Origin of the sequence: Enterobacter sp. UCD-UG_FMILLET (assembly GCF_000762975.1) — a bacterium.
Taxonomy (GTDB): domain Bacteria; phylum Pseudomonadota; class Gammaproteobacteria; order Enterobacterales; family Enterobacteriaceae; genus Enterobacter; species Enterobacter dykesii.
This window is the reverse complement of the sequence record NZ_JRJC01000015.1, coordinates 197,928-223,636: the sequence shown is the minus strand read 5'-3', so window position 1 is coordinate 223,636 and position 25,709 is coordinate 197,928. Positions and strand designations below refer to the sequence as shown.

31 protein-coding genes are annotated in these 25,709 nt (G+C 53.2%); 19 read left to right on the top strand and 12 right to left on the bottom strand.

Translation table 11 applies throughout. The annotated features are described in order from the left end of the window. Positions 1–73: 73 nt before the first annotated feature. The 15 genes from LA04_RS08145 (at position 74) to LA04_RS08080 (ending at position 12,389) form a co-directional block, all read left to right on the top strand. A complete protein-coding gene (locus tag LA04_RS08145) occupies positions 74–1,180 on the top strand; it encodes a YcjF family protein (RefSeq protein ID WP_052119534.1) in 1,107 nt (368 codons plus the stop codon). Between the two features lie 375 nt (positions 1,181–1,555). Then, positions 1,556–2,197, top strand: a complete 642-nt coding sequence (locus LA04_RS08140) for a phage baseplate assembly protein V (RefSeq protein WP_047651138.1) — start codon at positions 1,556–1,558, stop codon at positions 2,195–2,197. Next, the gene (locus LA04_RS08135) at positions 2,194–2,544 is read left to right on the top strand and encodes a GPW/gp25 family protein (RefSeq protein ID WP_047651137.1); all 351 of its coding nucleotides are present in this window, start codon (positions 2,194–2,196) and stop codon (positions 2,542–2,544) included. The genes LA04_RS08140 and LA04_RS08135 overlap by 4 nt, the downstream gene beginning before the upstream one ends. A 6-nt stretch (positions 2,545–2,550) precedes the next feature. Continuing rightward, positions 2,551–3,459, top strand: a complete 909-nt coding sequence (locus LA04_RS08130) for a baseplate assembly protein (protein ID WP_047651136.1) — start codon at positions 2,551–2,553, stop codon at positions 3,457–3,459. Continuing rightward, positions 3,452–4,060 (top strand): phage tail protein I, encoded by a 609-nt coding sequence (locus LA04_RS08125; protein ID WP_047651135.1) that lies wholly within the window; start codon positions 3,452–3,454, stop codon positions 4,058–4,060. Before LA04_RS08130 ends, LA04_RS08125 begins: the two co-directional genes overlap by 8 nt. Then, entirely contained in the window at positions 4,057–5,043 is a 987-nt protein-coding gene (locus LA04_RS08120; RefSeq protein WP_047651134.1) for a phage tail-collar fiber domain-containing protein, read from the top strand. Before LA04_RS08125 ends, LA04_RS08120 begins: the two co-directional genes overlap by 4 nt. Then, entirely contained in the window at positions 5,043–5,639 is a 597-nt protein-coding gene (locus LA04_RS08115) for a tail fiber assembly protein (protein WP_047651133.1), read from the top strand. The genes LA04_RS08120 and LA04_RS08115 overlap by 1 nt, the downstream gene beginning before the upstream one ends. 123 nt (positions 5,640–5,762) lie before the next feature. Beyond that, the gene (locus LA04_RS08110; RefSeq protein WP_047651132.1) at positions 5,763–6,956 is read left to right on the top strand and encodes a phage tail sheath protein; all 1,194 of its coding nucleotides are present in this window, start codon (positions 5,763–5,765) and stop codon (positions 6,954–6,956) included. Between the two features lie 12 nt (positions 6,957–6,968). Beyond that, complete coding sequence (locus tag LA04_RS08105) at positions 6,969–7,487, top strand: phage major tail tube protein (RefSeq protein WP_001207673.1); 519 nt, start codon at positions 6,969–6,971, stop codon at positions 7,485–7,487. 60 nt (positions 7,488–7,547) lie between these two features. Further along, positions 7,548–7,856 (top strand): phage tail assembly protein, encoded by a 309-nt coding sequence (locus tag LA04_RS08100; protein ID WP_000427886.1) that lies wholly within the window; start codon positions 7,548–7,550, stop codon positions 7,854–7,856. Beyond that, positions 7,853–8,011, top strand: a complete 159-nt coding sequence (locus tag LA04_RS23105) for a GpE family phage tail protein (protein WP_240326290.1) — start codon at positions 7,853–7,855, stop codon at positions 8,009–8,011. The genes LA04_RS08100 and LA04_RS23105 overlap by 4 nt, the downstream gene beginning before the upstream one ends. Further along, complete coding sequence (locus tag LA04_RS08095; protein ID WP_047651131.1) at positions 8,001–10,448, top strand: phage tail tape measure protein; 2,448 nt, start codon at positions 8,001–8,003, stop codon at positions 10,446–10,448. Before LA04_RS23105 ends, LA04_RS08095 begins: the two co-directional genes overlap by 11 nt. Before the next feature lie 12 nt (positions 10,449–10,460). Continuing rightward, positions 10,461–10,925 (top strand): phage tail protein, encoded by a 465-nt coding sequence (locus LA04_RS08090; RefSeq protein WP_047651130.1) that lies wholly within the window; start codon positions 10,461–10,463, stop codon positions 10,923–10,925. Next, complete coding sequence (locus LA04_RS08085) at positions 10,922–12,091, top strand: phage late control D family protein (RefSeq protein WP_047651129.1); 1,170 nt, start codon at positions 10,922–10,924, stop codon at positions 12,089–12,091. The genes LA04_RS08090 and LA04_RS08085 overlap by 4 nt, the downstream gene beginning before the upstream one ends. A 76-nt stretch (positions 12,092–12,167) precedes the next feature. Next, positions 12,168–12,389 carry a DNA-binding transcriptional regulator gene (locus tag LA04_RS08080; RefSeq protein WP_047651128.1) on the top strand — a complete coding sequence of 74 codons (222 nt, stop codon included), beginning with the start codon at positions 12,168–12,170 and terminating at the stop codon, positions 12,387–12,389. Between the two features lie 45 nt (positions 12,390–12,434). On the opposite strand, the gene LA04_RS08075 is transcribed toward LA04_RS08080, so the two are convergent. Together LA04_RS08075 and LA04_RS08070 are read right to left on the bottom strand one after the other, a co-directional pair. Continuing rightward, entirely contained in the window at positions 12,435–13,124 is a 690-nt protein-coding gene (locus LA04_RS08075) for a nucleotidyltransferase domain-containing protein (protein ID WP_047651127.1), read from the bottom strand. After that, complete coding sequence (locus tag LA04_RS08070; RefSeq protein ID WP_047651126.1) at positions 13,121–14,317, bottom strand: pentapeptide repeat-containing protein; 1,197 nt, start codon at positions 14,315–14,317, stop codon at positions 13,121–13,123. Before LA04_RS08070 ends, LA04_RS08075 begins: the two co-directional genes overlap by 4 nt. Positions 14,318–14,779: 462 nt before the next feature. Here LA04_RS08070 and LA04_RS08065 point away from each other — a divergent pair, with 462 nt between their 5' ends. Continuing rightward, positions 14,780–15,712 carry a bifunctional helix-turn-helix transcriptional regulator/GNAT family N-acetyltransferase gene (locus LA04_RS08065; RefSeq protein WP_047651125.1) on the top strand — a complete coding sequence of 311 codons (933 nt, stop codon included), beginning with the start codon at positions 14,780–14,782 and terminating at the stop codon, positions 15,710–15,712. 29 nt (positions 15,713–15,741) lie between these two features. Here the strand turns inward: LA04_RS08065 and LA04_RS08060 are convergent, their stop codons facing one another. After that, positions 15,742–16,038: a YciI family protein gene (locus LA04_RS08060; RefSeq protein ID WP_023327637.1), complete on the bottom strand. Its 297-nt coding sequence runs from the start codon at positions 16,036–16,038 to the stop codon at positions 15,742–15,744. Positions 16,039–16,258: 220 nt separating this feature from the next. On the opposite strand from LA04_RS08060, the gene tonB reads away from it, so the two are divergent. After that, positions 16,259–16,981 carry a TonB system transport protein TonB gene (tonB, locus tag LA04_RS08055; RefSeq protein WP_047651124.1) on the top strand — a complete coding sequence of 241 codons (723 nt, stop codon included), beginning with the start codon at positions 16,259–16,261 and terminating at the stop codon, positions 16,979–16,981. 38 nt (positions 16,982–17,019) lie between these two features. On the opposite strand, the gene yciA is transcribed toward tonB, so the two are convergent. The 4 genes from yciA to LA04_RS08035 form a co-directional block, all read right to left on the bottom strand. After that, entirely contained in the window at positions 17,020–17,415 is a 396-nt protein-coding gene (yciA, locus tag LA04_RS08050) for an acyl-CoA thioester hydrolase YciA (protein ID WP_008502796.1), read from the bottom strand. 104 nt (positions 17,416–17,519) lie between these two features. Further along, positions 17,520–18,059, bottom strand: coding sequence for a septation protein A (locus LA04_RS08045; protein ID WP_023312088.1), 540 nt, complete (start codon positions 18,057–18,059; stop codon positions 17,520–17,522). Positions 18,060–18,114: 55 nt separating this feature from the next. Then, positions 18,115–18,858, bottom strand: coding sequence for a YciC family protein (locus LA04_RS08040; protein ID WP_047651123.1), 744 nt, complete (start codon positions 18,856–18,858; stop codon positions 18,115–18,117). 25 nt (positions 18,859–18,883) lie between these two features. Continuing rightward, complete coding sequence (locus LA04_RS08035) at positions 18,884–19,288, bottom strand: YkgJ family cysteine cluster protein (RefSeq protein ID WP_047651122.1); 405 nt, start codon at positions 19,286–19,288, stop codon at positions 18,884–18,886. Between the two features lie 283 nt (positions 19,289–19,571). On the opposite strand from LA04_RS08035, the gene ompW reads away from it, so the two are divergent. Both ompW and LA04_RS24635 read left to right on the top strand, forming a co-directional pair. Continuing rightward, positions 19,572–20,204: an outer membrane protein OmpW gene (ompW, locus tag LA04_RS08030; RefSeq protein ID WP_023312086.1), complete on the top strand. Its 633-nt coding sequence runs from the start codon at positions 19,572–19,574 to the stop codon at positions 20,202–20,204. Positions 20,205–20,349: 145 nt separating this feature from the next. Then, positions 20,350–20,559 carry a hypothetical protein gene (locus LA04_RS24635; RefSeq protein WP_161785589.1) on the top strand — a complete coding sequence of 70 codons (210 nt, stop codon included), beginning with the start codon at positions 20,350–20,352 and terminating at the stop codon, positions 20,557–20,559. A 155-nt stretch (positions 20,560–20,714) separates the two neighbouring features. Here LA04_RS24635 and yedF read toward each other — a convergent pair whose 3' ends face one another. From yedF to trpCF, 5 genes are all read right to left on the bottom strand, one after another. After that, positions 20,715–20,948: a sulfurtransferase-like selenium metabolism protein YedF gene (gene yedF / locus LA04_RS08020; protein WP_003856774.1), complete on the bottom strand. Its 234-nt coding sequence runs from the start codon at positions 20,946–20,948 to the stop codon at positions 20,715–20,717. Then, positions 20,945–22,156: a selenium metabolism membrane protein YedE/FdhT gene (yedE, locus tag LA04_RS08015; RefSeq protein ID WP_047651121.1), complete on the bottom strand. Its 1,212-nt coding sequence runs from the start codon at positions 22,154–22,156 to the stop codon at positions 20,945–20,947. The genes yedF and yedE overlap by 4 nt, the downstream gene beginning before the upstream one ends. A 181-nt stretch (positions 22,157–22,337) precedes the next feature. After that, entirely contained in the window at positions 22,338–23,147 is an 810-nt protein-coding gene (trpA, locus tag LA04_RS08010) for a tryptophan synthase subunit alpha (RefSeq protein WP_047651120.1), read from the bottom strand. Then, a complete protein-coding gene (trpB, locus tag LA04_RS08005; protein ID WP_047651119.1) occupies positions 23,147–24,340 on the bottom strand; it encodes a tryptophan synthase subunit beta in 1,194 nt (397 codons plus the stop codon). The genes trpA and trpB overlap by 1 nt, the downstream gene beginning before the upstream one ends. A gap of 10 nt (positions 24,341–24,350) precedes the next feature. Next, positions 24,351–25,709: a bifunctional indole-3-glycerol-phosphate synthase TrpC/phosphoribosylanthranilate isomerase TrpF gene (trpCF, locus tag LA04_RS08000; RefSeq protein ID WP_047651118.1), complete on the bottom strand. Its 1,359-nt coding sequence runs from the start codon at positions 25,707–25,709 to the stop codon at positions 24,351–24,353.

The window sequence follows — 25,709 nt, the reverse complement described above, 5'->3', positions numbered from 1 at the left end:
TCCTATTTATCTTTTCAGGGGCCCATTCTGTCGATATGACATTTGATAACTTCTGGATGAAAGGATTGTGAAAGTGAACATAGACATAAACTCTATTCTGAATGATGCAGTAAAGGACATGCCTGTAGCTAACATTATAGTGATAGGTAAAACGGGCGTTGGAAAAAGTTCTCTTATAAATAGCGTGTTCAGAGGTGAGTTCGCAAAGACGGGTGTAGGAAAACCTGTGACAGAAAATATCAATGTAATCAAAAAGGCTGGTGTTCCTCTGCAGATCATTGATACTCAAGGACTTGAGGTTGCAGATTATGAAAAAACAAAGTTGAGTATTGAATCATATATTAATGAGCATAATAATAGTGAGCAGTCAGATAATTATGTTCATCTCGCATGGTTGTGTATAAATGACACAGGAAAGCGATATGAAAAAGCTGAATTGGATATAGCAAAATATCTTATCAGTAAGGGTGTGCCAATCATTGTTGTTCTAACCAAAACTAATTCTTTCAAAAATAATGAATTTGCCGATGAGGTTAAGACGGCATTTAAGAGTTATAGCCATGCTGTTTGTTTGACTCGAGCTGTGCCAGAGGTTATTTATGATGAAGATGAAACGGATGAGGTGTTGGGTACGAGAAAGGTTAGAGGGATTGATGAATTAATTCAGGTATCCTATGAGGTAATTCCTGAAGTGCAAAAAAAGGCTTTTTCCAATGCCTTGTCTGTAAAAAATAAAAAAGCATTGGAAATAAAAAAAGAGCAAGCTAGCAAGGAAGTGCTGGCAGCCACAGCTTTAGCTGCAACCGCTGCCGCTACACCAGTACCATTCTCAGATGCTTTTACATTAGTTCCTATTCAAGTTGCGATGATTGCTAAGATTAGCTATACGTTTGGAATGGATGTATCTAAAATGGCCCTAACAACAATGGTTACTTCATTAATTGGTACTGGAGGTGCTGTATTTGTTGGTCGAACAATTGTAACAGGGTTGCTTAAGATGATTCCTGGTGTAGGGAGTGTGGTTGGAGGGGCTATTTCAGCTACAACAGCAGGAGCAATAACTAAAGTTCTTGGAGATGCTTATGTTTTAGTTCTTTATAATCTTGCGACTGAATCTAAAACTGGTGAGATTGATTTTGAATTGGCGGCAAAAATTCTAAAGTCTAAAGTATTATTTTAACTTTGTGGCGGTGTGAGTTTTTCACACCGCTGTATTGATTGTTAAATACAGGCTTGGATGAAATGAAGCGTAGCCAGATAGCAACACTTTGAGTAAGTGTCCTAATGAATGGTTTTCAATGCTGATTGATTTAAATAGAGTTTTCACACGCTACTGTATTGCAGATATTAAGAATTGCGTCTCTCTTTTAATGATTTAGGTTTATAAAAAATAAAAACTTATGATTTTATTTTTCTATCCATAGTTTCTTTTAGGTTAGGGCTCGAATAGATAAAGTGTATCAAACAGGGAACGTTTGGGTAGCTCATTGTTGTCTCATCCCCCACAAAACCCCGCTCAATTGCCGCCGGCCTTGCCCGGCGGCATCCTTTCCCTATGAACAATCTAAATTCTCTGCAGGAAATCGCACGCGCGATCCGCAACCTTATCCGCACCGGCATCGTGACCGACGTTGACAACGACGAGGGACTTTGTCGTGTCCAGACTGGCGGCATGGAAACCACCTGGCTGAACTGGCTGACCTGTCGCGCCGGTCGCTCACGCGTATGGTGGGCTCCGTCCGTTGGCGAGCAGGTGCTTTTACTTGCTGTCGGCGGCGAGCTCGATACGGCCTTTGTGCTGCCCGGCATTTTCTCTGACGACAATCCCGCGCCGTCAGCTTCACCTGATGCGTTACATGTGTCATTTCCTGATGGCGCGGTCATCGAGTACGAACCCGAAAACGGGGCGCTCACCGTGTCCGGTATCAAAACCGCCGACGTCACCGCGTCGGATTCCATTACTGCCACCGTGCCGGTGGTGCTGGTGAAAGCCTCTACCCGCATCACGCTCGATACGCCGGAGGTGGTATGCACCAACAAGCTGACGACCGGCACGCTCGAAGTGCTGAAAGGCGGGAAGATGAGCGGGAATATCGAGCACACCGGCGGGACGCTGACCTCAAACGGCGTACAGGTGGATAACCACGCACACGGCAACGTTCAGAGCGGCGGAAGCTGGACTAAGGGGACGCAATGACGGTGCGTTATCTGGGAATGAACAGCCGGACCGGCCTCAGTATCTCTGAGGTTGAGCATATCCGGCAAAGCGTGCGCGACATTCTGGTCACGCCGGTTGGCTCGCGCGTCATGCGTCGTGAATACGGCTCGCTCCTGTCGCAGATGATTGACCAGCCGCAGACCCCGGCGCTGCGCCTGCAGATTATGGCCGCGTGCTATTCCGCGATCCAGAAGTGGGAGCCACGCGTAGACCTCGCGACTATTACCTTTGAACGGTCAGAGACCGACGGCGGGCTGTATGTCGACATCACCGGCACCCGCTCGACCAGCGGCCAGCCTTTTTCCATCACCATTCCACTGAGTTAAATCACTATGGCAACCGTTGACCTGAATCAGTTACCCGTTCCCGATGTGGTGGAAGAACTGAACTTTGAAACCATTCTTGCAGAACGCATTGCGACGCTAATTTCGCTTTATCCCGAAAATCAGCAGGAGGCTATCGCCCGGACGCTGGCACTTGAGTCAGAGCCGATTGTGAAGCTGCTGCAGGAAAACGCCTACCGTGAAGTTATCTGGCGTCAGCGTGTGAACGAAGCCGCGCAGGCGGTAACGCTCGCGTATTCAACCGGTCACGACCTTGACGTTGTGGCCGGGAACAATAATACCGGACGCCTGACCATTACCCCTGCTGATGACACCACCATACCGCCAACGCCTGCCGTTATGGAATCAGATGCTGACCTGCGACTGCGCACACAACAAGCTTTTGAAGGATTAAGCGTGGCGGGTCCGGTTGGCGCTTATGAGTATCACGGTCGAAGCGCTGACGGACGGGTCGCCGACGTGTCGGTCGAAAGCCCGTCGCCCGCCTGTGTGACGATTTCCGTGTTATCCCGTGAGGGTGACGGCACCGCGAGTCATGAGTTACTGGCAATCGTTGAAAAAGCACTGAACGCCGAAGATGTGCGACCGGTGGCTGACCGGGTGACCGTCCAGTCGGCGGAGATTGTACCGTACCAGATTGACGCGACGATCTACGTTTATCCCGGCCCCGAGTCTGAGCCCATCAAGCAGGCATCGGAGCAGAGGCTTCAGAGCTATATCAGCGCGCAGCACCGCCTCGGGCGTGATATCCGGCTGTCAGCCATTTACGCGGCGCTGCACGTTGAGGGGGTGCATCGTGTCGAGCTGGCATCGCCGCAGGCCGACATTGTGCTGAGTAAGTCGCAGGCGTCGAACTGTACCGAGTTCCAGATAACTATCGGGGGCTCGGATGAGTGACCGGCTGTTACCCGTTGGCTCGTCGCCGCTGGAGGTCGCCGCCGCTGCCGCGCTCTCTGAAATTCAGCGCGTGCCGGTACCGCTGCGCACCCTGTGGAACTGGCGCACCTGCCCGGTAAACCTGCTGCCGTATCTTGCGTGGGCACTGTCGGTCGACAGGTGGGATGAGAAGTGGCCGGAGACAACAAAGCGCAGCGTGTGTGCATCCTCCTTTTTCGTCCATCAGCACAAAGGCACCATCAGCGCATTGCGTCGGGTGGTTGAGCCGCTCGGCTTTCTGATTGAGGTGCGCGAGTGGTGGCAGCTCGACGAGGCGCCAGGCACGTTCCGCCTCGTTGTCGGCGTGCTCGACAGCGGCATCACTGACGAAATGTATCAGGAGCTTGAGCGCCTGATTGAAGACGCCAAACCGGCAAGCCGCCACCTGACGGGGCTTGCTATCAGCCTGAGTGCTACCGTTGAGCTGTATGTCGGCGCGGGATGCTACGACGGCGACGCGCTCACCGTTTACCCCTACACCCCTGAGGAAATTGTCGTCGGCGGTGAATATTACCCGGCCTCGGCCATCCATTTGATTGATAACCTGAGAGTGAACGCATGACCGCAAAATATTTTGCCATTCTGACCAATCAGGGCGCGGCGCGGCTGGCGAACGCGGCGGCACTCGGTACCAGACTAAACCTGACGCAGATGGCCGTCGGCGATGCGAATGGTACTTTGCCGACCCCTGACCCGGCGCAGACGAAGCTCATAAATCAGAAGCGCATCGCGCCGCTGAACCTGCTGAACGTTGACCCGGCCAATACCAGCCAGATTATCGCGGAACAGATTATTCCCGAGAATGAGGGCGGTTTCTGGATCCGCGAGATTGGGCTCTACGATGATGAGGGTATTCTGATTGCCGTGGCAAACTGCCCGGAGACCTACAAACCGCAACTGCAGGAGGGGAGCGGCCGCACGCAGACCATTCGCATGATTCTGATTGTGTCGAGCACGTCGGCCATTACCCTGAAAATCGACCCGTCGGTGGTGCTGGCAACGCGCCAGTATGTCGAGGATAAGGTTATCGAGGTGAAAGCCTATGCCGATAATCTGCTGGCCGCACACCTCGCCGCTGCAGACCCGCACACGCAATACCTCAAAACGGCGGATATTGATAAATATATTCCGGTCGGTTTTCCGCTGCCGTGGCCACAGGCAACTCCGCCGGAGGGCTGGCTTAAATGCAACGGCGCGGTTTTTGATAAGGTGAAATATCCAAAGCTGGCTGTCGCTTATCCATCCGGTAAATTGCCTGACTTGCGCAGTGAGTTTTTGCGAGGGTGGGATGACGGGCGCGGGATAGATAATGGACGAGCGCTATTATCCGCTCAGGTCGGCTCTGGAGTTGGGATGTTCATCGGGGGTCATTCAGATGGGACCGCATATATCCCATTGAGTGATTTCGACAGCGTTGTCGACAACAGCCCGTCATGGTCACACATAAATACCGCAGGGCTGATTTCTTCAATTGGTGGTCAACGGTCATCATTCGGCGCTCGCCCACGCAACATTGCATTTAACTACATCGTGAGGGCGGCATAATGGCAAAAGCGACGCTGAATAAACAGGGCATTACCACAAAAGCCGGTGATATGACGGTTTATAACTATGACGGTGAAACCCGCGAATATCTGACGTCCTCTGTCGAGTTTCTGGCGCTGGGCGTGGGGATTCCTGCTAATTCCTGCACCGATGCACCGGTCGAAGAAAAAGATGGTTTCGCGGTGTGTCGCGCGGCCAGTCTTGACGGGTGGGAGTATGTCGCAGACCATCGCGGTGAGACGGTTTATGACACGGAAACCGGTCAGCCGGCCAACATTACCGCGCCCGGTGACTATGCCGTCGGCGTAACTACAATTGCACCGTCGACCCCCTATGACCGCTGGAACGGTGGCGAATGGGTCACGGATAAGGACGCGCAGAAAAACGGTCAGGTTAAGGAGGCTGAACAGAAAAAATCCGCGCTGCTGTCAGAGGCGCAAAGCGCTATCAGCCTGTGGCAGACTGAGCTGCAGCTCGGCATCATCAGAGACGATGACAAGGCCAGCCTGATTGCGTGGATGAAATACATTCAGGCGCTGAACGCGATCGACACATCTACGGCGCCGGATATTGAGTGGCCGGAAAAACCAGAATAAACGAAGCCCTCCACCCGGAGGGCTTTTTTGTATGTTGTGTTATCCCTCCACCAACGGCATTGCATCGCGCCTGCGCGACACACAACAGAAAATAGTCGCACCCCTAACCACGGAGTTAAACAGATGGGCGACTATCATCACGGCGTCGAGGTCATCGAGATTAATGATGGCACGCGCACCATTTCCACCGTCTCGACGGCCATCATCGGCATGGTCTGCACGGCCAGCGATGCTGACGACAAGACGTTTCCCCTTAATGAGCCGGTGCTGATTACCAGCGTGCAAACGGCTATCGCTAAAGCCGGTAAAAAAGGCACGCTGTCAAAATCCCTGCAGGCCATCGCCGACCAGTGCAAGCCAGTCATTGTGGTGGTGCGCGTTCCCGAAGGTACCGACGACCCGTCAGACCCGGAAGCAGCGCAGAAAGAAACCATTTCCAACATCATCGGCACGACCGACGAAAACGGCAAATACACCGGGCTGAAAGCGCTGTTAACGGCGAAAACCGTCACCGGCGTTAAGCCGCGCATTCTCGGCGTGCCGGGGCTGGACACGCAGGAAGTGGCGACCGCGCTCGCGTCAACCTGCCAGAGCCTGCGTGCGTTCGGGTATGTGAGCGCGTGGGGCTGCAAGACCATTTCTGACGCCATCAAATACCGTGAGAATTTCAGCCAGCGCGAGATCATGGTGATTCACCCTGATTTTCTGGCATGGGACACCACGGCGAACGAAACCGATATTGCATGGGCGACCGCCCGCGCGCTCGGCCTGCGCGCCAGAATCGACCAGGATACCGGCTGGCACAAAACGCTGTCCAACGTCGGCGTGAATGGCGTCACCGGCGTCAGCGCCTCGGTCTCATGGGATTTGCAGGAGCAGGCCACCGACGCCAACCTGCTGAATCAGGCCGGGGTGACAACGCTCATCCGCAACGATGGCTTTAAATTCTGGGGTAACCGAACCTGCTCGGACGATCCATTATTCGTGTTTGAAAACTACACCCGCACGGCGCAGGTGCTGGCCGACACGATGGCGGAAGCGCACGCGTGGGCGATGGATAAGCCCGTTTCTGCAACGCTCATCCGCGACATCGTCGCCGGTATCAATGCCAAATTCCGCGAGCTGAAAAACAACGGCTATATCGTTGACGGCTCCTGCTGGTACGACCCGGAGTCAAACAGCGTGGAAACCCTCAAAGCCGGGAAGCTGTATATCGATTACGACTACACCCCCGTCCCGCCGCTGGAAAACCTGACCCTGCGCCAGCGCATCACCGATACCTATCTGGCAGACCTGTCAGACTCGGTCAACAGCTAAGGAGCTCAGAGCATGGCGTTACCACGCAAACTTAAATACCTGAACATGTTTAACGACGGTCTCAGCTACATGGGCGTCGTTGAATCCGTCACCCTGCCAAAGCTGACCCGCAAGCTTGAGAAATATCGCGGCGGCGGGATGCCGGGCTCGGTGTCTATTGACCTCGGCCTCGACGACGACGCGCTGTCGCTTGAGTGGACGCTGGGCGGCCTGCCTGACGTCGCGCTGTGGGCGCAGTATGCGTCACCGGGTGCCGACAGCGTGCCGCTGCGCTTCACCGGCTCATTCCAGCGCGATGATACCGGCGCAATTTCCGCCGTTGAGGTGGTCATGCGTGGCCGTCACAAGGAGTACGACGGCGGCGAGAACAAACAGGGCGAAAGCGGCACGACCAAAATCGCGACCGAGTGCTCGTATTACCAGCTCACGATTGACGGCAAAGAGGTCATCGAGATTGACGTCGTCAACATGGTGATGAAAGTCGACGGCGTTGACCGTCTCGCTGAGCACCGCCGGGCGATTGGCCTGTAACCCGTTAACCGGTCAGCCAGGCTGGCCGGTCACTTACTCACATTCAAAGAGAGCAACATCATGGAAAACATCAACGAAACCGCCACCATCGAAACCGAAAACCCAAACATTGTGATCCTCGATAATCCAATCATGCGCGGTGAGCAAAAAATCGAACAGGTGACCGTGTCCAAACCCAACGCCGGTACTCTGCGCGGTGTGAGTCTGGCCTCGCTGGCAAACTCTGACGTCGATGCGCTGATTAAGGTGCTGCCGCGCATGACGTACCCGGCGCTGACCGAGCCCGAGGTCATGCGTCTGGAAGCATCAGACCTGATTTTGTTCGCCGGTAAGGTGGTCGGTTTTTTGTCGCCATCTTCGGCTCGCTGACGTTCCCGGACAACCTTTCGGTCGATGACCTGATGGCGGATATCGCGGTGATATTTCACTGGCCGCCATCAGAGCTGAATTCCCTGAGCGTGACCGAGCTCATCACATGGCGCGAAAAGGCGCTGCAGCGAAGCGGACACCACCATGAGCAATAACGTCAGGATTGAGGTACTGCTGAACGCAGTAGACCGGGCAAGCCGACCGCTCAAAGCTATCCAGACTGCCAGCAAGACGCTTGCTGGCGATATCCGCACTTCACAGAACAGCCTGCGCGATCTGAATGCGCAGGCTGGCCGAATTGACGGATTCAGGAAAGCGAGCGCACAGCTTGCCGTGACAGGCCAGTCGCTTAACAAGGCGAAACAGGAAGCCGCCGCGCTGGCCGTCCAGTTTAAAAACACGCAGAACCCTACAACCGCGCAGGCGCGCGCGATGGAGGCGGCAAAGAAATCCGCCGCTGACCTGCAGCTCAAATACAACAGCCTCAGGCAGTCGGTGCAGCGCCAGCGTACCGAGCTCGCGCAGGCCGGTATTAATACCCGCACCCTGTCGGCGGATGAGCGCCGCCTGAAAACCAGCATCAGTGAAACGACCGCGCAGCTAGACCGGCAGCGCGAGGCACTGGCGCGGGTCAGTCAACAGCAGGCGCGACTGAGTCGCGTTAAAGAGCGTTATCAGGCCGGTAAATCCCTTGCCGGAGGCGCTGCAGCGGCAGGCGCGGCGGGCGTCGGTATTGCCACGGCGGGAACGATGGCCGGAGTGAAATTACTCACACCCGGTTATGACTTTGCACAGAAAAACTCTGAGCTGCAGGCCGTACTCGGGGTCGATAAACAGTCGCCCGAAATGGAGGCGCTGCGCAAACAGGCGCGCCAGCTCGGGGACAATACCGCTGCGTCTGCAGACGATGCGGCCAGCGCGCAGATTATCATTGCGAAAAGCGGCGGGGATGCCGCAGCGATTCAGGCGGCGACGCCGGTCACGCTGAATATGGCGCTGTCTAACCGTCGCTCGATGGAAGAAAACGCCGCGCTGCTGACGGGTATGAAATCCGCGTTTCAGATGTCTAACGACCAGATCGCGCACATTGGCGACGTGCTGTCGATGACGATGAACAAAACGGCCGCTGACTTTGACGGGCTGAGCGACGCACTGACGTATGCTGCGCCGGTGGCAAAAAATGCCGGGGTCAGTATCGAGCAGACCGCCGCAATGATCGGCGCACTCCATGACGCCAAAATCACCGGCTCGATGGCGGGAACGGGCAGCCGTGCCGTCCTGAGTCGCCTGCAGGCGCCGACCGGTAAGGCATACGAGGCTATCAAAGAGCTCGGCGTTAAAACGTCTGACAGCAAGGGCAACACGCGCCCGATATTCGCCATTCTGAAAGAAATGCAGCGCAGTTTTGAGAAAAACAATCTCGGAACAAGCCAGAAAGGCGAGTACATGAAAACCATCTTTGGTGAGGAAGCCAGCTCGGCGGCGGCGGTACTGATGACCGCGGCCTCAAGCGGCAAGCTCGACCAGCTCACGGCGGCGTTTAAAGCCTCGGACGGGAAAACCGCTGAGCTGGTTAAAATCATGCAGGACAACCTCGGCGGCGACTTCAAAGAATTCCAGTCAGCCTATGAGGCCGTCGGTACTGACCTGTTTGACCAGCAGGAGGGCTCACTGCGAAAGCTCACCCAGACCGCCACGAAATATGTGTTAAAGCTCGACGGCTGGATCCAGAAAAATCAGGGGCTGGCGCAAACCATCGGCATCATCGCAGGCGGTGCACTGGCAATTATTGGCATCCTCGGGGCAATTGGTCTCGTTGCCTGGCCGGTTATTACCGGCATTAATATGTTAATAGCCGGTGCATCGCTGCTCGGAACGATTTTCTCGGTGGTGGGTGGTGCCATTATGGCCGTGCTCGGGGCGCTTACCTGGCCGATAGTGGCTATTGGCGTTGCCATCGTCGCCGGTGCGCTGCTTATCCGCAAATACTGGGAGCCCATAAGCGCGTTTTTCTCAGGCGTAATGGAGGGGCTAAAGCAGGCTTTTGCCCCTGTAGTGGAACTATTCGAACCGTTAAAGCCGGTTTTTGACTGGCTGGGTGACAAACTGAAAGCGGCGTGGCAGTGGTTTAAAGACCTGATAGCCCCGGTTAAGTCGACGCAGGAGACGCTCGACAGCTGCAAAAATGCGGGTGTGATGTTCGGTAAGATGCTGGCCGAAGCGCTGATGTTACCGCTCAAAAGCTTTAATACATTGCGCACCGGCGTTAACTGGCTGTTGGAAAAGCTCGGGGTTATCAATAAAGAATCGAGCGACCTTGACCAGAAGGCCGCTAAAGCCAGTGCCGCCACCGGCTCGCAAAATGGGTCTTATATTCCGGCAACCTCAGCATATGGCGGTTATCAGGCATATCAGCCGGTAACAGCACCCACTGGTAAGACTTACGTCGACCAGAGCAAGCCTGAATATAACATCAACCTGAATGGTGGCATCGCGCCGGGCAGCGACCTTGACCGGCAACTCCGCGAGGCTGTCGATAAATTCGACCGTGAAAACCGTGCGCGTCAGCGCTCAAGTATGCGCCATGACTGAGGGGGATAAAGCATGTTAATGGTTTTAGGTTTGTTTGTGTTTGAGCGCCGCACGCTGCCCTATCAGTCCATGCAGTATTCGAAGGATTACCGCTGGGTGTCAAACGACCGTATCGGCAAGCCACCGGCTTACCAGTATCTCGGGGAAGGTGAAACCACGCGCACGCTGTCGGGCGTGCTCTATCCCGAAATTACCGGCGGACGTCTGTCACTGACCGCCATCGAGCTGATGGCGGACGAGGGGCGCGCGTGGCCGCTGATTGACGGAACGGGCATGATCCACGGCATGTATGTCATCGACAAAGTAACGCACACGCACACCGAGCTATTCAGCGACGGAGCGGCGAGAAAAATCGAGTTTAGCCTTTCCCTTAAGCGGGTCGATAAATCGCTGGCGGCCATTTATGGCGACCTGAAAACGCAGGCCGACAATCTGGTCACGTCTGCCGGTGACTGGCTGGGAGGGCTGGCAGGATGATTACAGGAATGGATATTCAGGCCGGGGCGAAGATTGCCCCGGCGTTTATGCTCAAACTGGATAACGACGATATCACAAAGGATTTTAGTGACCGCCTTATCAGTCTGACCATGACCGACAATCGCGGATTCGAAGCCGACCAGCTCGATATCGAGCTCGATGACACTGACGGCCAGATAGCAATGCCACCGCGCGGCGCAACGTTGACGCTGTGGTTAGGATGGCAGGGGTCCGCGCTGATAAAAAAAGGGACGTTCACGGTCGACGAAATCGAGCACAGGGGCGCGCCTGATACGCTGACCATCCGGGGGCGAAGCGCCGATTTTCGCGGTACGCTGAACTCGCGCCGGGAGCAGTCATGGCATAACACAACGCTCGGGCAAATTGTCGAGACGATTGCGGCACGCAATAAACTGACGGCCAGCGTGGCCGACACGCTGAAAGCCGTCGCCGTGCCTCACATTGACCAGTCGCAGGAATCCGACGCGATGTTTCTGTCCCGCCTGGCTGACCGGAACGGGGCGGCGGTTTCGGTAAAAGCGGGGAAACTTTTATTTTTGAAAGCGGGGAGCGGTAAGACTGCCAGCGGGAAGCCCATTCCGCAGATGACGCTTGAGCGCGGCGACGGCGATCGTCATCAGTTTGCCATTGCTGACCGGGAAGCCTTTACCGGCGTGACGGCGAAATGGCTGCACACCAAAGACCCGAAGCCGCAAAAGCAAAAGGTGAAGCTCAAGAGAAAGCCCAAAGAGAAGCACCTCCGCGCGCTACAGCACCCGAAAGCGACCAAAGCCCCAGCAAAGGCCAAAGCCAAAAAAGAGCAGGAAGCGCGCGAGGGGGAGTATATGGCCGGTGAGGCTGACAACGTGCTGGAGCTGACGACCATTTACGCGACAAAGGCGCAGGCCATGCGCGCCGTTCAGGCGAAGTGGGACAAGCTGCAGCGCGGCGTTGCGGAGTTTTCAATCTCGCTGGCTATCGGCCGCGCCGATTTATTTCCTGAAACGCCAATCGCGGTGAAAGGCTTTAAGCGCGTCATAGACGATCAGGCGTGGATAATCAGCAGGGTGGTGCATAACCTCAACGGGAGCGGCTACACGACGGGCTTAGAGCTTGAGGTTAAGGTTTCGGATGTGGAGTACGAAAGCGAAGAATTAACGCAGTGATTTTCTTTTAAATATTTGTTATATAAGGATAAGTTGAGTAAAATTAACGCATCGGAAATTAAATGAGGTGCTTGCCATGTTTCACTGTCCAAAATGCCATTTTGCCGCTCACGCCCGCACAAGTCGCTATTTTACCGACACGACCAAAGAGCGCTATCACCAGTGCACAAACATCAACTGCAGCGCGACGTTTGTCACCACCGAAACTGTCGAGCGGTTTATTGTTTCTCCAGGTGAGGTGATGCCAGCACCGCCGCATCCAGCAGCGTCAGGCCAGCAGCAGATGCATTGGATGTGAAGGGAAATAGAATCCTGATAATTCGGGATTCTATTATTTTGTTTATTATCCGTCGTAGAAACTTCCGTTCTGGAGAATGCTATCTAAAGTTGATACTACGATGCTACTAGAAAAAGATTTTTTAATTATATCTTCATTATAATTGCTGTAGTGGTTTAAAAATTTTGATAGCGAATTAAGAACTTTATTGTTCCTATTTTTATTCGATTTGGCATCTACTAAAGAGAAAGCATCTTCATAGCACAGCCCGGTATTAACACAAGATGAAGCGAGTTTGCTTTTTGAAAATATGGGTTTTCGTTGCTCTACGGATATTGAAATCAGAATGGTCCTGACACACCAAGAAATTCTTTTGTTTGCAATTGGCCAATTTGAAATATTGTCTACCTCACTAAGTATCGTTCTGGCTAAATAATAGGCGGTGGCGATATCAATGTCATAGTTTTTCTTATAAATAAAGTTATCTTTGATCTCATTGAAAACTTGTTGGTTGAATACACAAACTCCATCCATAAGAACATGAAGGAGAAATATATTTCCTGACTTAGCCATTTTTATTAACTCACTGAACGAGTAGAGAGAAAGATTTACCTTCCCATTCTCCCTGACCGTTCTTAGTGTTGAATTGTTGACGCCCAACAAATCAATGTCGGAATCATCACTCGCTTCGTTGGTTGCATGGCTACCAAATAATACAAGGCAGTTTATGTTGTTATCTTTAATTAATTCAATCATATACGGTTGATGCTTATTTTATTTATGACGGTTGGAATGCTTATCGCATACCATGTTAATCCTAAAAGCATATTCAAAAGACATACTAATTGAGTTGCATAGTCATCCTTTGCACTCACATATTTAGTATAACCTGCAAGGAATGTAATATCAAAACTCTGAATTATGCTCTTGATTATGTGTGGTAAAAACCCCTCATGCGGTTGCGATGGTTCCATTCCAGAGAAGAAATAAATGATTGAAAATAACGTCAGTAGTGAAGTTCCAAAAAGTGCGCATCTTGATATGCTTGCACCCCAACCATTAAGAAAACCTAAAGCATTTAAAATAAAACTTTCTATAGGCATTGCAAAATATATAAGGAAACAACGACATTTAGTTAGAATCCATCCCACCCAATTAGTGGGTTTGTCTTTTTTGATGTCCCATATTTTTTTATAATGTCTTTCTTTAATTTTAAGTTTGTGGACTTGTTTCGCAGCATTATAATAGTATGCGTCATCGCCATTTTGGGATACAGACTCAAGAATGTTTCTCGAAAGTTTAACCATTGAGGTAAACATCATCGATTTTTCTGCGTCAATATTTTTGGATGGGTTATTTAGACAGTAATCTTTCGTGGCATATTGAAAGATTGAGTTAATAAACTTATCAGCAGAGATTACACTTTCAGTAAAAACAGTTTTCCCACCTGAAATTGATATAAGGTTAAAATTGCAATTATGATCAAATCTGCATCTAATAAATTTCGTTAATGCAAATGATGATGAATTAAAGGTGCAATTCTCAAAATTAACATCAGTTAAGGTTGAATATCCGAAGTATGATTTTTCAAATGTACAATTGCGGAATGTGATTTTTTTTCCATTGTTGGAACCAATGAAATCACAAGTGTTAAATTGAATATCTTTGATGTAAATTCGTTCGGATTTCTTTTTAACATTATCAAGTGTTTGCTCATTCTCATTTGAATCAACATAACTTAAATCAATGATGTAACATTGGAATTGTTTATGCTTTCTTGCTATTTCATTAATGTCGTACACACTGATGCCGTTAAAATCGTCTATGTCGATTTTAGGGTCAAAAGTTATATCCCAAACATTGTTTATTCTGTGGTTATCACTTGTAACCTTATTTTGGATTTCTGCCATTTTTCTAGGGTTGTAATTGAAATTTTCATATTCATACATTTAGCACTCAGATAAGTCAAGGTTATTGTGATTTTAATGAGATGAAACCCAATTAAAACAATGTGTTGGGTGGAGTGGATGAACATCCTTTTTGCAGGTAACAATGATGCTTTAGTTTGAAAAAATGAAGAATAGAATTGACAATCTCCATCACCTGAAATTGAAGAAATTTTCAGCTACAAATTTGAAACATCAAGCTGTTAATTCGTTATGTGTACTATTTAGTCAGTGATAAATTGTTAAAAAGCCTGTTGACTTTATCAAAATCTTGATGAGATAGCCCCGCAACTGAGCGGGGCTTCTTGTATTGATGTGGTCAACATGTGGACGTGACCTGAAATAAATCCTTATATTTCATTATATTGTGAACTTTAAGAAGGCTCCTGAGGGAGCCTTTTTTATTATGTTTGACAACCCCTCATCGGATAGTTGTATAGTGCAACTAAATGATGAGGGCATAACATGCATAGTGAAACCCCAGTAGTCAGTGTTATTCGACGTTCCTCACGCCTCATGGTGCGCGAGTTAGGCTTTATGGCCTCGACCCTGGCCTCAACGAATTACTCACCTTCGGCCGTCCATACCCTGGTCGAAATCGCCTTACGCAAAGAGATGACGGCGAGTCAGCTGGTGCAGCTGCTGGGCCTGGAAAAGTCCAGCGTCAGCCGGATGCTCGCTCGCCTGATTGCTGCGGGCGAACTCGAGGAGGTAATTTCAGCTGAAGATGCGAGAGCGAAGAGTCTCAGGCTGACCGCGAAAGGTCATGAGACGGTCAGTAAAATTAATATTTTTAGCAATGAGCAAGTGGTCTCAGCAATAAAGTGCCTGGCTCCTGCGCAGCAGCAGACCATTTCTGAGGGACTCACCCTTTATGCCAACGCGCTGCTGGCGTGCCGTGAGACTGGCAGCGACACGCGCCCCGACGAACTCATGATAGTTAAGGGGTATATTCCCGGCATGATTGGCCGTATCGCGGAGATGCACGGGGTCTTTTTTGAGGCCAAAGTGGCCGCAGGGGTTGCAGAATTTAGTGACCGCCTGGATACGCCATGCAACCAGATCTGGCTGGCGGTGATGAACGGCAGGATAGTGGGGTCAGTGGCGATAGATGGCGAGGATTTAGCGCCGGGTGAAGCCCATCTTCGCTGGTTTATTCTTGACGATGGCTGCCGGGGACGCGGGGTGGGGAAAAAGCTGCTGACCGAAGCGATGCGCTTTTGCGACAGCGTTGGTTTTTCTGTCGTACATCTCTGGACATTCAATAAGCTGACCGCCGCACGGCGTTTATACGAATCGTTTGGATTTACGCTCGTCAAAGAGTGGGAGGGCGACCAGTGGGGAAGCCTGATTACAGAGCAGCAGTTTACCCGTTATAAAGACGCTAACCGCCGCTAAAAAAGGCTCCTTTCGGAGCCGCTTTGGTATCAGAACACTTTCTTATACGGTCTGACCGTTACTTTCGCATACACACCTGCGGCAACATACGGATCTGCGTCAGCCCATGCCTGAGCGGCTTCCTGGGATTCAAACTCAGCAATCACAGTGGAGCCGGCAAAACCGGCGGCGCCCGGATCGTTGCTGTCTACTGCGGGCATGGGGCCGGCGGTCAGTAAACGGCCTTCATCCTGGAGCAGCTGCAAACGTGCCAGATGCGCAGGGCGCACAGACTGGCGTTTTTCGAGCGAATCAGCAACATCTTCAGAGTAAATCACGTAAAACACGGCGAAGCTCCTTAACCGGTAAAAGTGTCAGTTACGTTATGTGAAAGGGCAAACGACTGCAATGTAAAATAAAAACAATGTTAATACCCTGATCTGAATGCGCCTTTTTTGGCCTCTCATGCGCTAAAGTTGCGTCAGAACAAAGTGTCTTATTGAATATGATTGCTATTTGCATTTAAAATCAGTGTTCGGTTTTTTAACGTTGATGATTATGACTTCGATGACCCTTGATTTACCTCGCCGCTTTCCCTGGCCGACGCTGCTTTCTGTCGTGATTCACGGTGCCGTTGTGGCGGGTTTGCTGTATACCTCGGTTCATCAGGTTATTGAAATGCCCGCGCCCGCGCAGCCGATTTCCGTGACGATGGTATCGCCAGCGGATCTCGAACCGCCGCAGGTTGCCCCTCCGCCGCCGCAGCCGGTGGCTGAACCGGAGCCTGAGCCCGAGCCTGTTCCGCCTCCACCGAAGGAAGCGCCGGTGGTAATCCACAAGCCTGAACCGAAGCCAAAACCTAAGCCGAAGCCAAAGCCGGTGAAGAAGGTTGAGGAGCGTCCGAAACGCGAGGAACGTCCGGTTGAACCGCGCGCGACCCAGACGGTGGAGAATGCGGCGCCTTCGCGTCCGGTGATGAATAACACCGCAACCGCGTCTAAGCCGACAGTCAGTGCCCCTGCGGGTCCGCGCGCGCTGAGTCGCAACCAGCCTCAGTATCCGGCGCGAGCGCAGGCCTTACGTATTGAAGGCCGCGTACGGGTTAAATTTGACGTTACTGCCGATGGCCGCGTGGATAACGTGGAAATATTGTCCGCTCAGCCTTCTAATATGTTTGAGCGCGAAGTGAAATCGGCGATGCGCAGATGGCGCTATGAGGCCGGGAAACCGGGCAACGGACTGATTGTGAATATTGTTTTCCGCCTGAATGGCGGGGCGCAAATGGAATAAAAAAAGCCTCCTGATGGAGGCTTTTTTTTGCCTGTCAATCAGGCCTGCGGAAGTTGACGAGGTTTACCCTCGCTATCCACTGCAACATAAATAAACAGCGCTTCGGTGGCCTTATAACGCTGCCCAATGGGTTCCGAAGAGACTTTCTTAACCCATACTTCGATGTTGATTGAAATAGAGGTGTTGCCGCGTTTGACGCAGCGCGCGTAGCAGCAAACCACATCTCCCACCGCAACCGGGCGCAGGAAGGTCATGCCGTCCACTCGCACAGTCACCACGCGTCCGTGGGCAATCTCTTTTGCCAGAATTGCGCCGCCCATATCCATCTGCGACATCAGCCAGCCGCCAAAAATATCGCCATTGGCATTGGTGTCAGCGGGCATTGCCAGTGTGCGTAAAACCAGTTCGCCCTGCGGGGCGTTAGTTGTTGTCATTGTTTTAACTCGTAACGGAAGACTTCAGGCGGGATGCTACTATGATTTTACAGCGGAGAGAATAGACCAGAACGCCTGTCGTAGACGTTCTGGTCAGTCATTAATCAGTGCTTGTCGTCCTGCGGCATGTGGCGATAGATGTATACGCCGCTTAACAGCGTGAAGATAAGCGTCAGCGCGGTCAGGCCGAAGACCTTAAAGTTGACCCAGATATTCTGCGGCAGCCAGAAGGCAATATAGATATTGGCAAGACCACAGAGAATAAAGAAGACCGCCCAGGCGATATTCAGACGGGACCAGACTTCCTGAGGCAGCGTCAGCTCTTTGCCCAGCATGCGCTGGATCAGCGGCTTTTTCATGACCCACTGGCTGATTAACAATGCGCCCGCAAACAGCGCGTAAATGACGGTCACTTTCCACTTGATAAATTCATCATTGTGGAAGAACAGAGTAAGCCCACCGAATACGGCGACCAGGACGAAGGTGATCAGCGCCATTTTTTCGACTTTACGATAGCGAACCCAGCTGTAGATCAGCACCACAGCCGTTGCAACGATCAGCGCAGTGGTCGCGGCATAAATGTCGTACAGCTTATAAAAAGCAAAAAAGACCACGAGCGGTAAAAAATCAAGAAACTGCTTCATTCTGTGATTCCATCTTCTGAGCGGGGCGGGAGGCTGCGATGCCCCCGCCTCAGGATTACTGACGAATTAACATATACAGGCGGAACAGATAGACCAGCAGTATCGCTGAAATCAGGTTGCTCAGCGTATTCGCCACCACGGCGCCAACGTTTGGCGTTAATACCGCAAAATTCGGTGCAAACAGCAGCAGGAGCGTTTTGGCGAGCAGCCAGCCGATCACGGCGGGTGCCACCAGACGCATATTCGCCCATGCCAGCCTGATGCTGCTGCGCATTGCGGTAAATATACCCATCTTATCCTGCACAACCATCACCGGGGCAAATGAGAGCACGATAGCCAGCAGTACGCCCGGCACCACGACCAGCATAATCCCCATCTGCACCAGCAGGGTGGTTAAAAAGATCAGAATAAACAGCTTAGGTAAGACCGGCGCGCTGGCACCAATCGCTCGTAAGGCGCTGACCCGGTGACCCGCCGATACCAGCTGAATCATCAGCAAAACGCCGCCCGCCAGAACCGCATTACCAATCAGGCCTGAGAACGTTGACGCGGCAGAAGCGCGCAGCAGGATTTGCTGCTGTTCCGGCGTCATGTTTTGCACCAGCTCAAACAACCCCACGCTACCCGCAAGATGGTCGCCCTGGCTCAGGCTGGCAATCTGTTCTTCACTCGGTGAGAAGGCATGGCCCAGCACCACCGTGATAAAGGCGCAAAGCAACGCGATCAGTAAAAAGGTAATGAACTGATTGCGGAAAAAGTTTCCCGTGTCACGGTAGACAGACTTCGCCGTGATAGACATGCACTCTCCTTGAGTATTGCAGGTGTTAATTAGCCGGCAATTGTACACCGGATGCACCTGCTGTGGCAGCATCAAGGCTTGTATGGAAAAGCATATCTTTGTAAAGCGGTGGTAATCCAACGCGCGCCCGGGCCCGATTGCAGGCTTCGTTGACCTGGCCATCTTCCCCCGACATGGCAAATTCCCGGCACGGGCTGGGCCGGTCATCATAGATAGAACACCGGGTAGAGACCCCAGGCTCACCCTGTAGCGCCACGCAGCGGGCCTGCTTTTGGTTTGTGCCGCTCATGCAGCGCAGAAAGGGCGTTAACGGCTCAGTAAGATGAACCGGAACGGTACCGCCGCCATCGCTGGCTTCGGCCCAGTAGAAAGAGACTCGAAAATACGCACAACAGGCTCCGCACGTCATGCACGGGTTGATATCACTCATGGCACACCTGCTAAAGAAGAACGCATCAAATCAACTTGTGAGAGCGATAAATTATCCAGCCGTCAGAGGAAGAGCAAGAGGGGGAAAAGGGAAAACTTTGTAACCGTGAAATGCCAAAAATTGACATGGAAACAACTTATTGCTTTTCGGTACGCCACAAAAAATTAACCCAGATCAATGAATGTTAACTTACTGGTTTTAATGTGATCTGTGGCAGATCACTTATTACTCATTTTGTGAGTATATTCTCATCCGCGATTAAAACCACAACGATGGAGCGGATATGAAAAAATTAGCGGTGGCAGCCCTTGTATTAAGCAGTCTCTCTGGCGGCGCGTACGCGCATGAAGCAGGCGAATTCTTTATTCGTGCCGGTTCGGCTACGGTTCGCCCGACTGAAGGATCGGATAACGTGCTGGGTATGGGCGGTTTTAACGTCAGTAATAACACCCAGTTAGGGTTAACGTTCACCTATATGGCGACGGAAAACGTTGGTGTTGAGCTTCTGGCTGCAACGCCGTTCCGTCATCGCGTGGGTCTGGGCGCAACGGGTGATATCGCCACGGTTCACCATTTACCGCCAACGCTGATGGCGCAATGGTACTTTGGCGATGCCAGCAGCAAGGTGCGTCCTTATATTGGCGCCGGTGTAAACTACACCACCTTCTTTGACGAGAAGTTTAACGATACCGGTAAAGAGGCCGGTCTGACCGATCTCAGCCTGAAAGATTCGTGGGGTATGGCGGGGCAGGTCGGTCTGGACTATCTGATTAACCGCGACTGGCTGATCAACGCCTCGGTCTGGTACATGGATATTGATACGGACGTACGCTTTAAGGCGGGCGGTCAGCAGCAAAGTATCAATACTCGCCTGGATCCGTGGGTCTTTATGTTCTCTGCGGGTTATCGTTTCTGATCCCCCGTCAAACTGGCCACGGGGTGGCCAGTTTGCTTTGCTCACTTCAAAACGACGGATAAACCGGCCGCTCATCAAGCTTTACGCAGTGCCTCAGGATCTTTTCCCCATCATATAAATAGCTGAAAGCGTCGCTGGACAGGGAATGGAAGAGAATATCGCCGTTGGCAAACGGGATAATTTCGGTATCACCCGCACGTTTATGTCCCGCGCCGGTTTCAAAATGACCGCGCCATCGTTCCTGGGTATGGTCATAAACGTGCAGAATGACCTCGACAAGTCCTCGTTGCGGACAATTAAGGCGCAGGAAGGTGGAAGAGAAATTCAGGGACAGCGCATGGAAGGGAATCAATAAGGCGAAAACCAGTAAAGCTCGTAAATACATCAAACCGCGAAAACCTCCTTCATAAGGGATATGAGATTTTACTTAAGTTAAAAATCGCGTTTTTGCCGTGGATCAAGATGTCTTATAATTCAATGCGATAAAGGCCCCGACGAGGCCCTTAGCGATTATTTTTGAATCAGATAGCGAATGGTCGGGCCATCCTGCTGGATATCCAGCACCGTGTAGCCGTGGTTTTTCGCATCCAGCGGAATATTGTTGATGGACTGCGGACAGTCGCTAACCACCTCCAGAATTTCCCCTTTTTTGAGCTGCGGTAGGGCTTCAAGCGTGGCAACAGCCGGATAAGGGCAGGGCTCACCGACCATATCCAGACGGTAATCGGGCACGATCTCTTTCATGCAGCATTCTCCTGGGTTTCTGTTTTAACACTTGCGCGGCGGAAGAAGCGTTTCTCCTGTGCGACAACCAGTAAAAAAGCCACCAGCAGCAGGGCGTAGGTGACCAGCAGGCCGCCGAGGGGGCCGAAGGTGCTCAGCAGGTTGACCTTATCCCAGCTCGTGGCCAGCGCCGGGGAGAGATCGTCCCAGAAGTACGCCAGGATCGTCGAGCCGATAACATTTCCCAGACCCACCCACCAGTAGTGTACCTGGCCTTCGACGGCGCGGTACATCCAGCCGGTTTCACACCCGCCAGCCAGCACGATCCCGAAGCCAAACAGCAGGCCGCCGATCACGGCGTTAGGGCCAGCCCACATGATTTTCGGTTCGACGCCCAGTTGAACATAGCTGAAGATGCCGATGGCGCTGACCGCCATCCCGGCGATAATCGCCTTTGCCATCATCGTACGGCCGGTGATCCACATATCGCGAAACGCGGAGGTAAAGCAGATCTGCGCGCGTTCAATGAGCAGACCAAAACCCACGCCGAACAGCATCGCCAGGCCGAGTTTGGGCTGATTCATCGCAGTGCAAAGCGCCCAGGCGACCATAGCCAAAAAGACCAGCATACCGAGGCGGAAACGACGACGCGCCTGGTCCGGCTTCTGGGTTAACGGAGACGCTGCGCTGACTTTTGTCATTTTCACCGGAATGCGGAACAGCGGTAGCAGGGTGAATTTTGCACCGAAGTAAGAGCCGATGGCCGTGGCGACAGCAAAGAACCAGGCGTGAAGCGAAAACTGAGGAATCCCCGTAAAGAAAGCGGCCAGGTTACAGCCCATCGCCAGACGGGCGCCAAACCCGGCAATGATACCGCCGCCCACCGCCTGCATTATACGAATGCGGCTTTTGGGCATCCGCAACTTAACGTTGTTTGCCCACAGCGCCGCCGCGAAACAGCCGCCGAACATGCCGACGATCATCATCCCGTCGATGCGGGTGAGCGGTGTGCCGTCCAGATGGATGAGTTTAAAGTAACCCCACTCCTCGGCATGTACGCCTGCGAGCTGTAGCAATTGACCACCCCAGCGGGTGAACTCGCCGGTCACGGCCCAGAAGGTGCCGGTGATGCCGAAATAGTAGGTAGAGAGAATGCCTGCCGCGATAACGGCCGGGACAGGTGACCAGAACTTAACCAGGTAAGTCTGTTTGAAGTATTGCCATGACATGAATAAGCCTCTGAACTCAGAAGGATTAGAGATAAAAAAGAGTCCAGATCATACGCTTGCACGCCAGAATGGAAAGCCATTAACGCCGAAAATATCGACGGGATCAATTTTGAGGTAATCCGTTGTAGAAGGTGGGGAAGGAAGGGGAACCGTCTGGCAGGGATGCCAGACGGTAGAGGGGTCAGGCTTTACGCGTCGCCGCTTTCATTGACGTTACGAACGCTTTCAGCTCGGCAAGCATCTGCTCTGGCTTGTCCACGTTCTTCTCGATGATCTTCACAATCGCGGAGCCGGAGATGGCACCCGCAGCCTTCGCGTCAATTGCCGCGGTGACCTGATCCGGAGAAGAGATCCCGAAGCCCTGCAGCGGCGGCGCGGCATGGTACTCGGCCAGCTTCTCCACCAGATGATGCAGAGGCAACGCCGCTTTATTCTCGGCACCGGTCACGCCCGCGCGGGAGAGCAGGTAGGTATACCCGCGTCCGTAAGAGGCAATCTGGCGCAGCAGTTCGTCATCGGCGTTCGGCGGGCAGATGAAAATCGGGGCGACGTTATGGCGCATCGCCGCCTGACGGAACGGGGCGGACTCTTCAACCGGCACGTCTGCCACCAGAACGGAGTCGACGCCCACGCGCGCGCACTCGGCGTAAAACTCATCGATACCGCGGTTGAACACCAGGTTGGCGTACATCAGCAGGCCAATCGGAATGGTCGGGTGCTTCTGGCGAATCGCCGCCAGCATCTCGAAGCACTGGGTCGGCGTCACACCGGAGGCAAACGCGCGAAGCGTCGCATTCTGAATGGTTGGGCCATCTGCCAGCGGGTCAGAGAACGGGATCCCCAGCTCCAGCGCGTCGGCGCCGGCTTCAATCAGGGTGTCGATAATCTTCAGCGACTGTTCCGGGCCCGGGTCGCCCAGGGTGACGAAGGGAACGAACGCGCCTTCCTGGCGGGATTTCAGTTCTGCAAATACGTTATCGTAGCGTTCCATCAGATTTCCCCTCGTGCTTTCAGAATATCGTGAACGGTGAAGATATCTTTGTCACCGCGGCCGGAAAGGTTCACCACCAGCAGCTGTTCTTTTTCCGGATTGTCTTTCATCATTTTCAGCGCGTGCGCCAGGGCGTGGGAAGACTCCAGCGCCGGGATAATCCCTTCGCTGCGGCACAGCGTTTTAAAGGCTTCCAGCGCTTCATCATCGGTAATGGAGACATAGTCCGCGCGACCGGTCCTGTTCAGATACGCATGCTGCGGCCCGACGGACGGGAAGTCGAGGCCGGCAGAAATAGAGTAAGACTCTTCAATCTGGCCCTCATCGGTTTGCATCATCGGGGATTTCATCCCGAAGTAGATCCCCACGCGGCCATGCTTCAGCGGCGCGCCGTGTTCACCCGATTCAATGCCGTGACCGGCTGGCTCGACGCCAATCAGACCCACGCTGGTGTCGTCGATAAAGTCTGCGAACATGCCGATGGCGTTAGATCCGCCGCCAACGCAGGCGATCACCGCATCCGGCAGGCGACCCTCTTTTTCGAGGATCTGCGCTTTGGTCTCTTCACCGATCATGCGCTGGAATTCGCGCACGATAGTCGGGAACGGGTGCGGGCCAGCCGCGGTACCAAGCATATAGTGTGCGGTTTCATAGCTGCCAGACCAGTCGCGCAGCGCTTCGTTACAGGCATCCTTCAGCGTCGCGGAGCCACTGTGCACCGGGATCACTTCTGCCCCCATCAGACGCATGCGGAAGACGTTCGGAGATTGGCGCTCAACGTCTTTCGCCCCCATATAGATGCGGCATTTCAGACCGAGCAAGGCGCTGGCAAGCGCAGAGGCCACGCCGTGCTGGCCCGCACCGGTTTCGGCGATGATTTCGGTTTTGCCCATACGCTTCGCGAGCAGCGCCTGGCCCAGCACCTGGTTAGTTTTATGCGCGCCGCCGTGCAGCAGGTCTTCACGCTTCAGATACAGCGTGGTTTTGGTGCCTTCCGTCAGATTGCGGCATTTGGTCAGCGCGGTTGGACGACCGGCGTAATTTTTCAGCAGGTCGGTAAATTCCGCCTGAAACGCAGGATCCTTCTGCGCGCTGACAAACGCTTCTTCCAGCTGGCGCAGCGCGGGCATCAGGATTTGCGGGACGTACATCCCGCCGAACTCACCAAAATACGGGTTAAGTAATGTCGTCATCTTCTCTTCCTTAATATGCACGCAGAGTTTTAAAAACCGAGGCCAGCTTGCTGGCATCTTTGATACCCGGTTGGGACTCTACGCCTGAATTGAAATCGAGGCCTGCGCAGCCGGTTTTGGCGGCTTCTACGCAGTTGTCCGGGCTTAATCCGCCCGCCAGCAGAACGTTGTCCAGCTTTTCGCCGTTCAGCAGAGACCAGTCAAAACGCTGGCCGGTTCCGCCCTGGCCGTTATCGAGGACGTATTTATCCACGTGATTCAGGTTACGCGGGGGCAACGTATCGTCAACGCGTTGCGCTTTCCAGATCTGTACCTGCGGTGCCAGCGCGGCGCGCAGGGCATCGATATAGCTCTGGTCTTCATCGCCGTGGAGCTGCACCGCGCTCAGGGATAACGCGTCGGCTTTCGCCGCAACGTCTGCAATATCTGCGTTGCGGAAAACGCCCACGTAGCTGAGCGGAGCCGCTGCGATGACCTTACGCGCCTGCTCTTCGCTGACCGCGCGAGGAGAGGAGTCCACAAAGATCAGCCCGCCGTAAATCGCCCCGGCTTCATACGCGGCCTGAGCATCCTGTTCGCGGGTTAAGCCGCAGACTTTGTTTTCACCCAGCAACACGCGACGCACAGCCGCATTGAGATCGTCATGTTCCATCATGGCGGAGCCAATCAGGAATCCGTTGGCGAAGTGGCTCAGCTCGCGCACCTGGGCGTAGCTGTTAATGCCGGATTCGCTGATCACCGTAACGCCAGACCCCAGACGCGGCGCCAGCTGGCGCGTACGGTTAAGGTCAATCGACAGGTCACGCAGATCACGGTTGTTAATGCCGACCACTTTGGCTTCCAGCGCAATCGCGCGTTCCAGCTCTTCTTCGTTGCTCACTTCGGTCAGAACGCCCATGTTCAGGCTGTGCGCCACGGCGGAAAGCTGGCGATACTGCTCGTCGTCGAGCACCGAGAGCATAAGCAGGCAGGCGTCGGCCTGGTAAAAGCGCGCCAGCCAAATCTGATACGGGTCGATAATAAAGTCTTTGCACAGGATCGGCTGCGGCGCGATGCCGCTGACGATGGGCAGAAAATCGAAGCTGCCCTGAAAATATTTCTCATCCGTCAGCACGGAGATGGCTGACGCATGATGCTTATAAATGCCGGCAATACGCGCCGGGTCGAAATCGTCACGAATAACGCCTTTGGACGGGGACGCTTTTTTGCACTCAAGAATAAACGCGGTGCGCGTACCCCGCAGGGCGTCATAGAAACGACGGCTGCTCGGGACGACGTCATTCTGGAAACTGGCAAGCGGCTGCTGTTGCTTGCGGGCTTCCACCCAGATGGCCTTATCGGCAACGATTTTCGCTAAAACGGTCTGCAT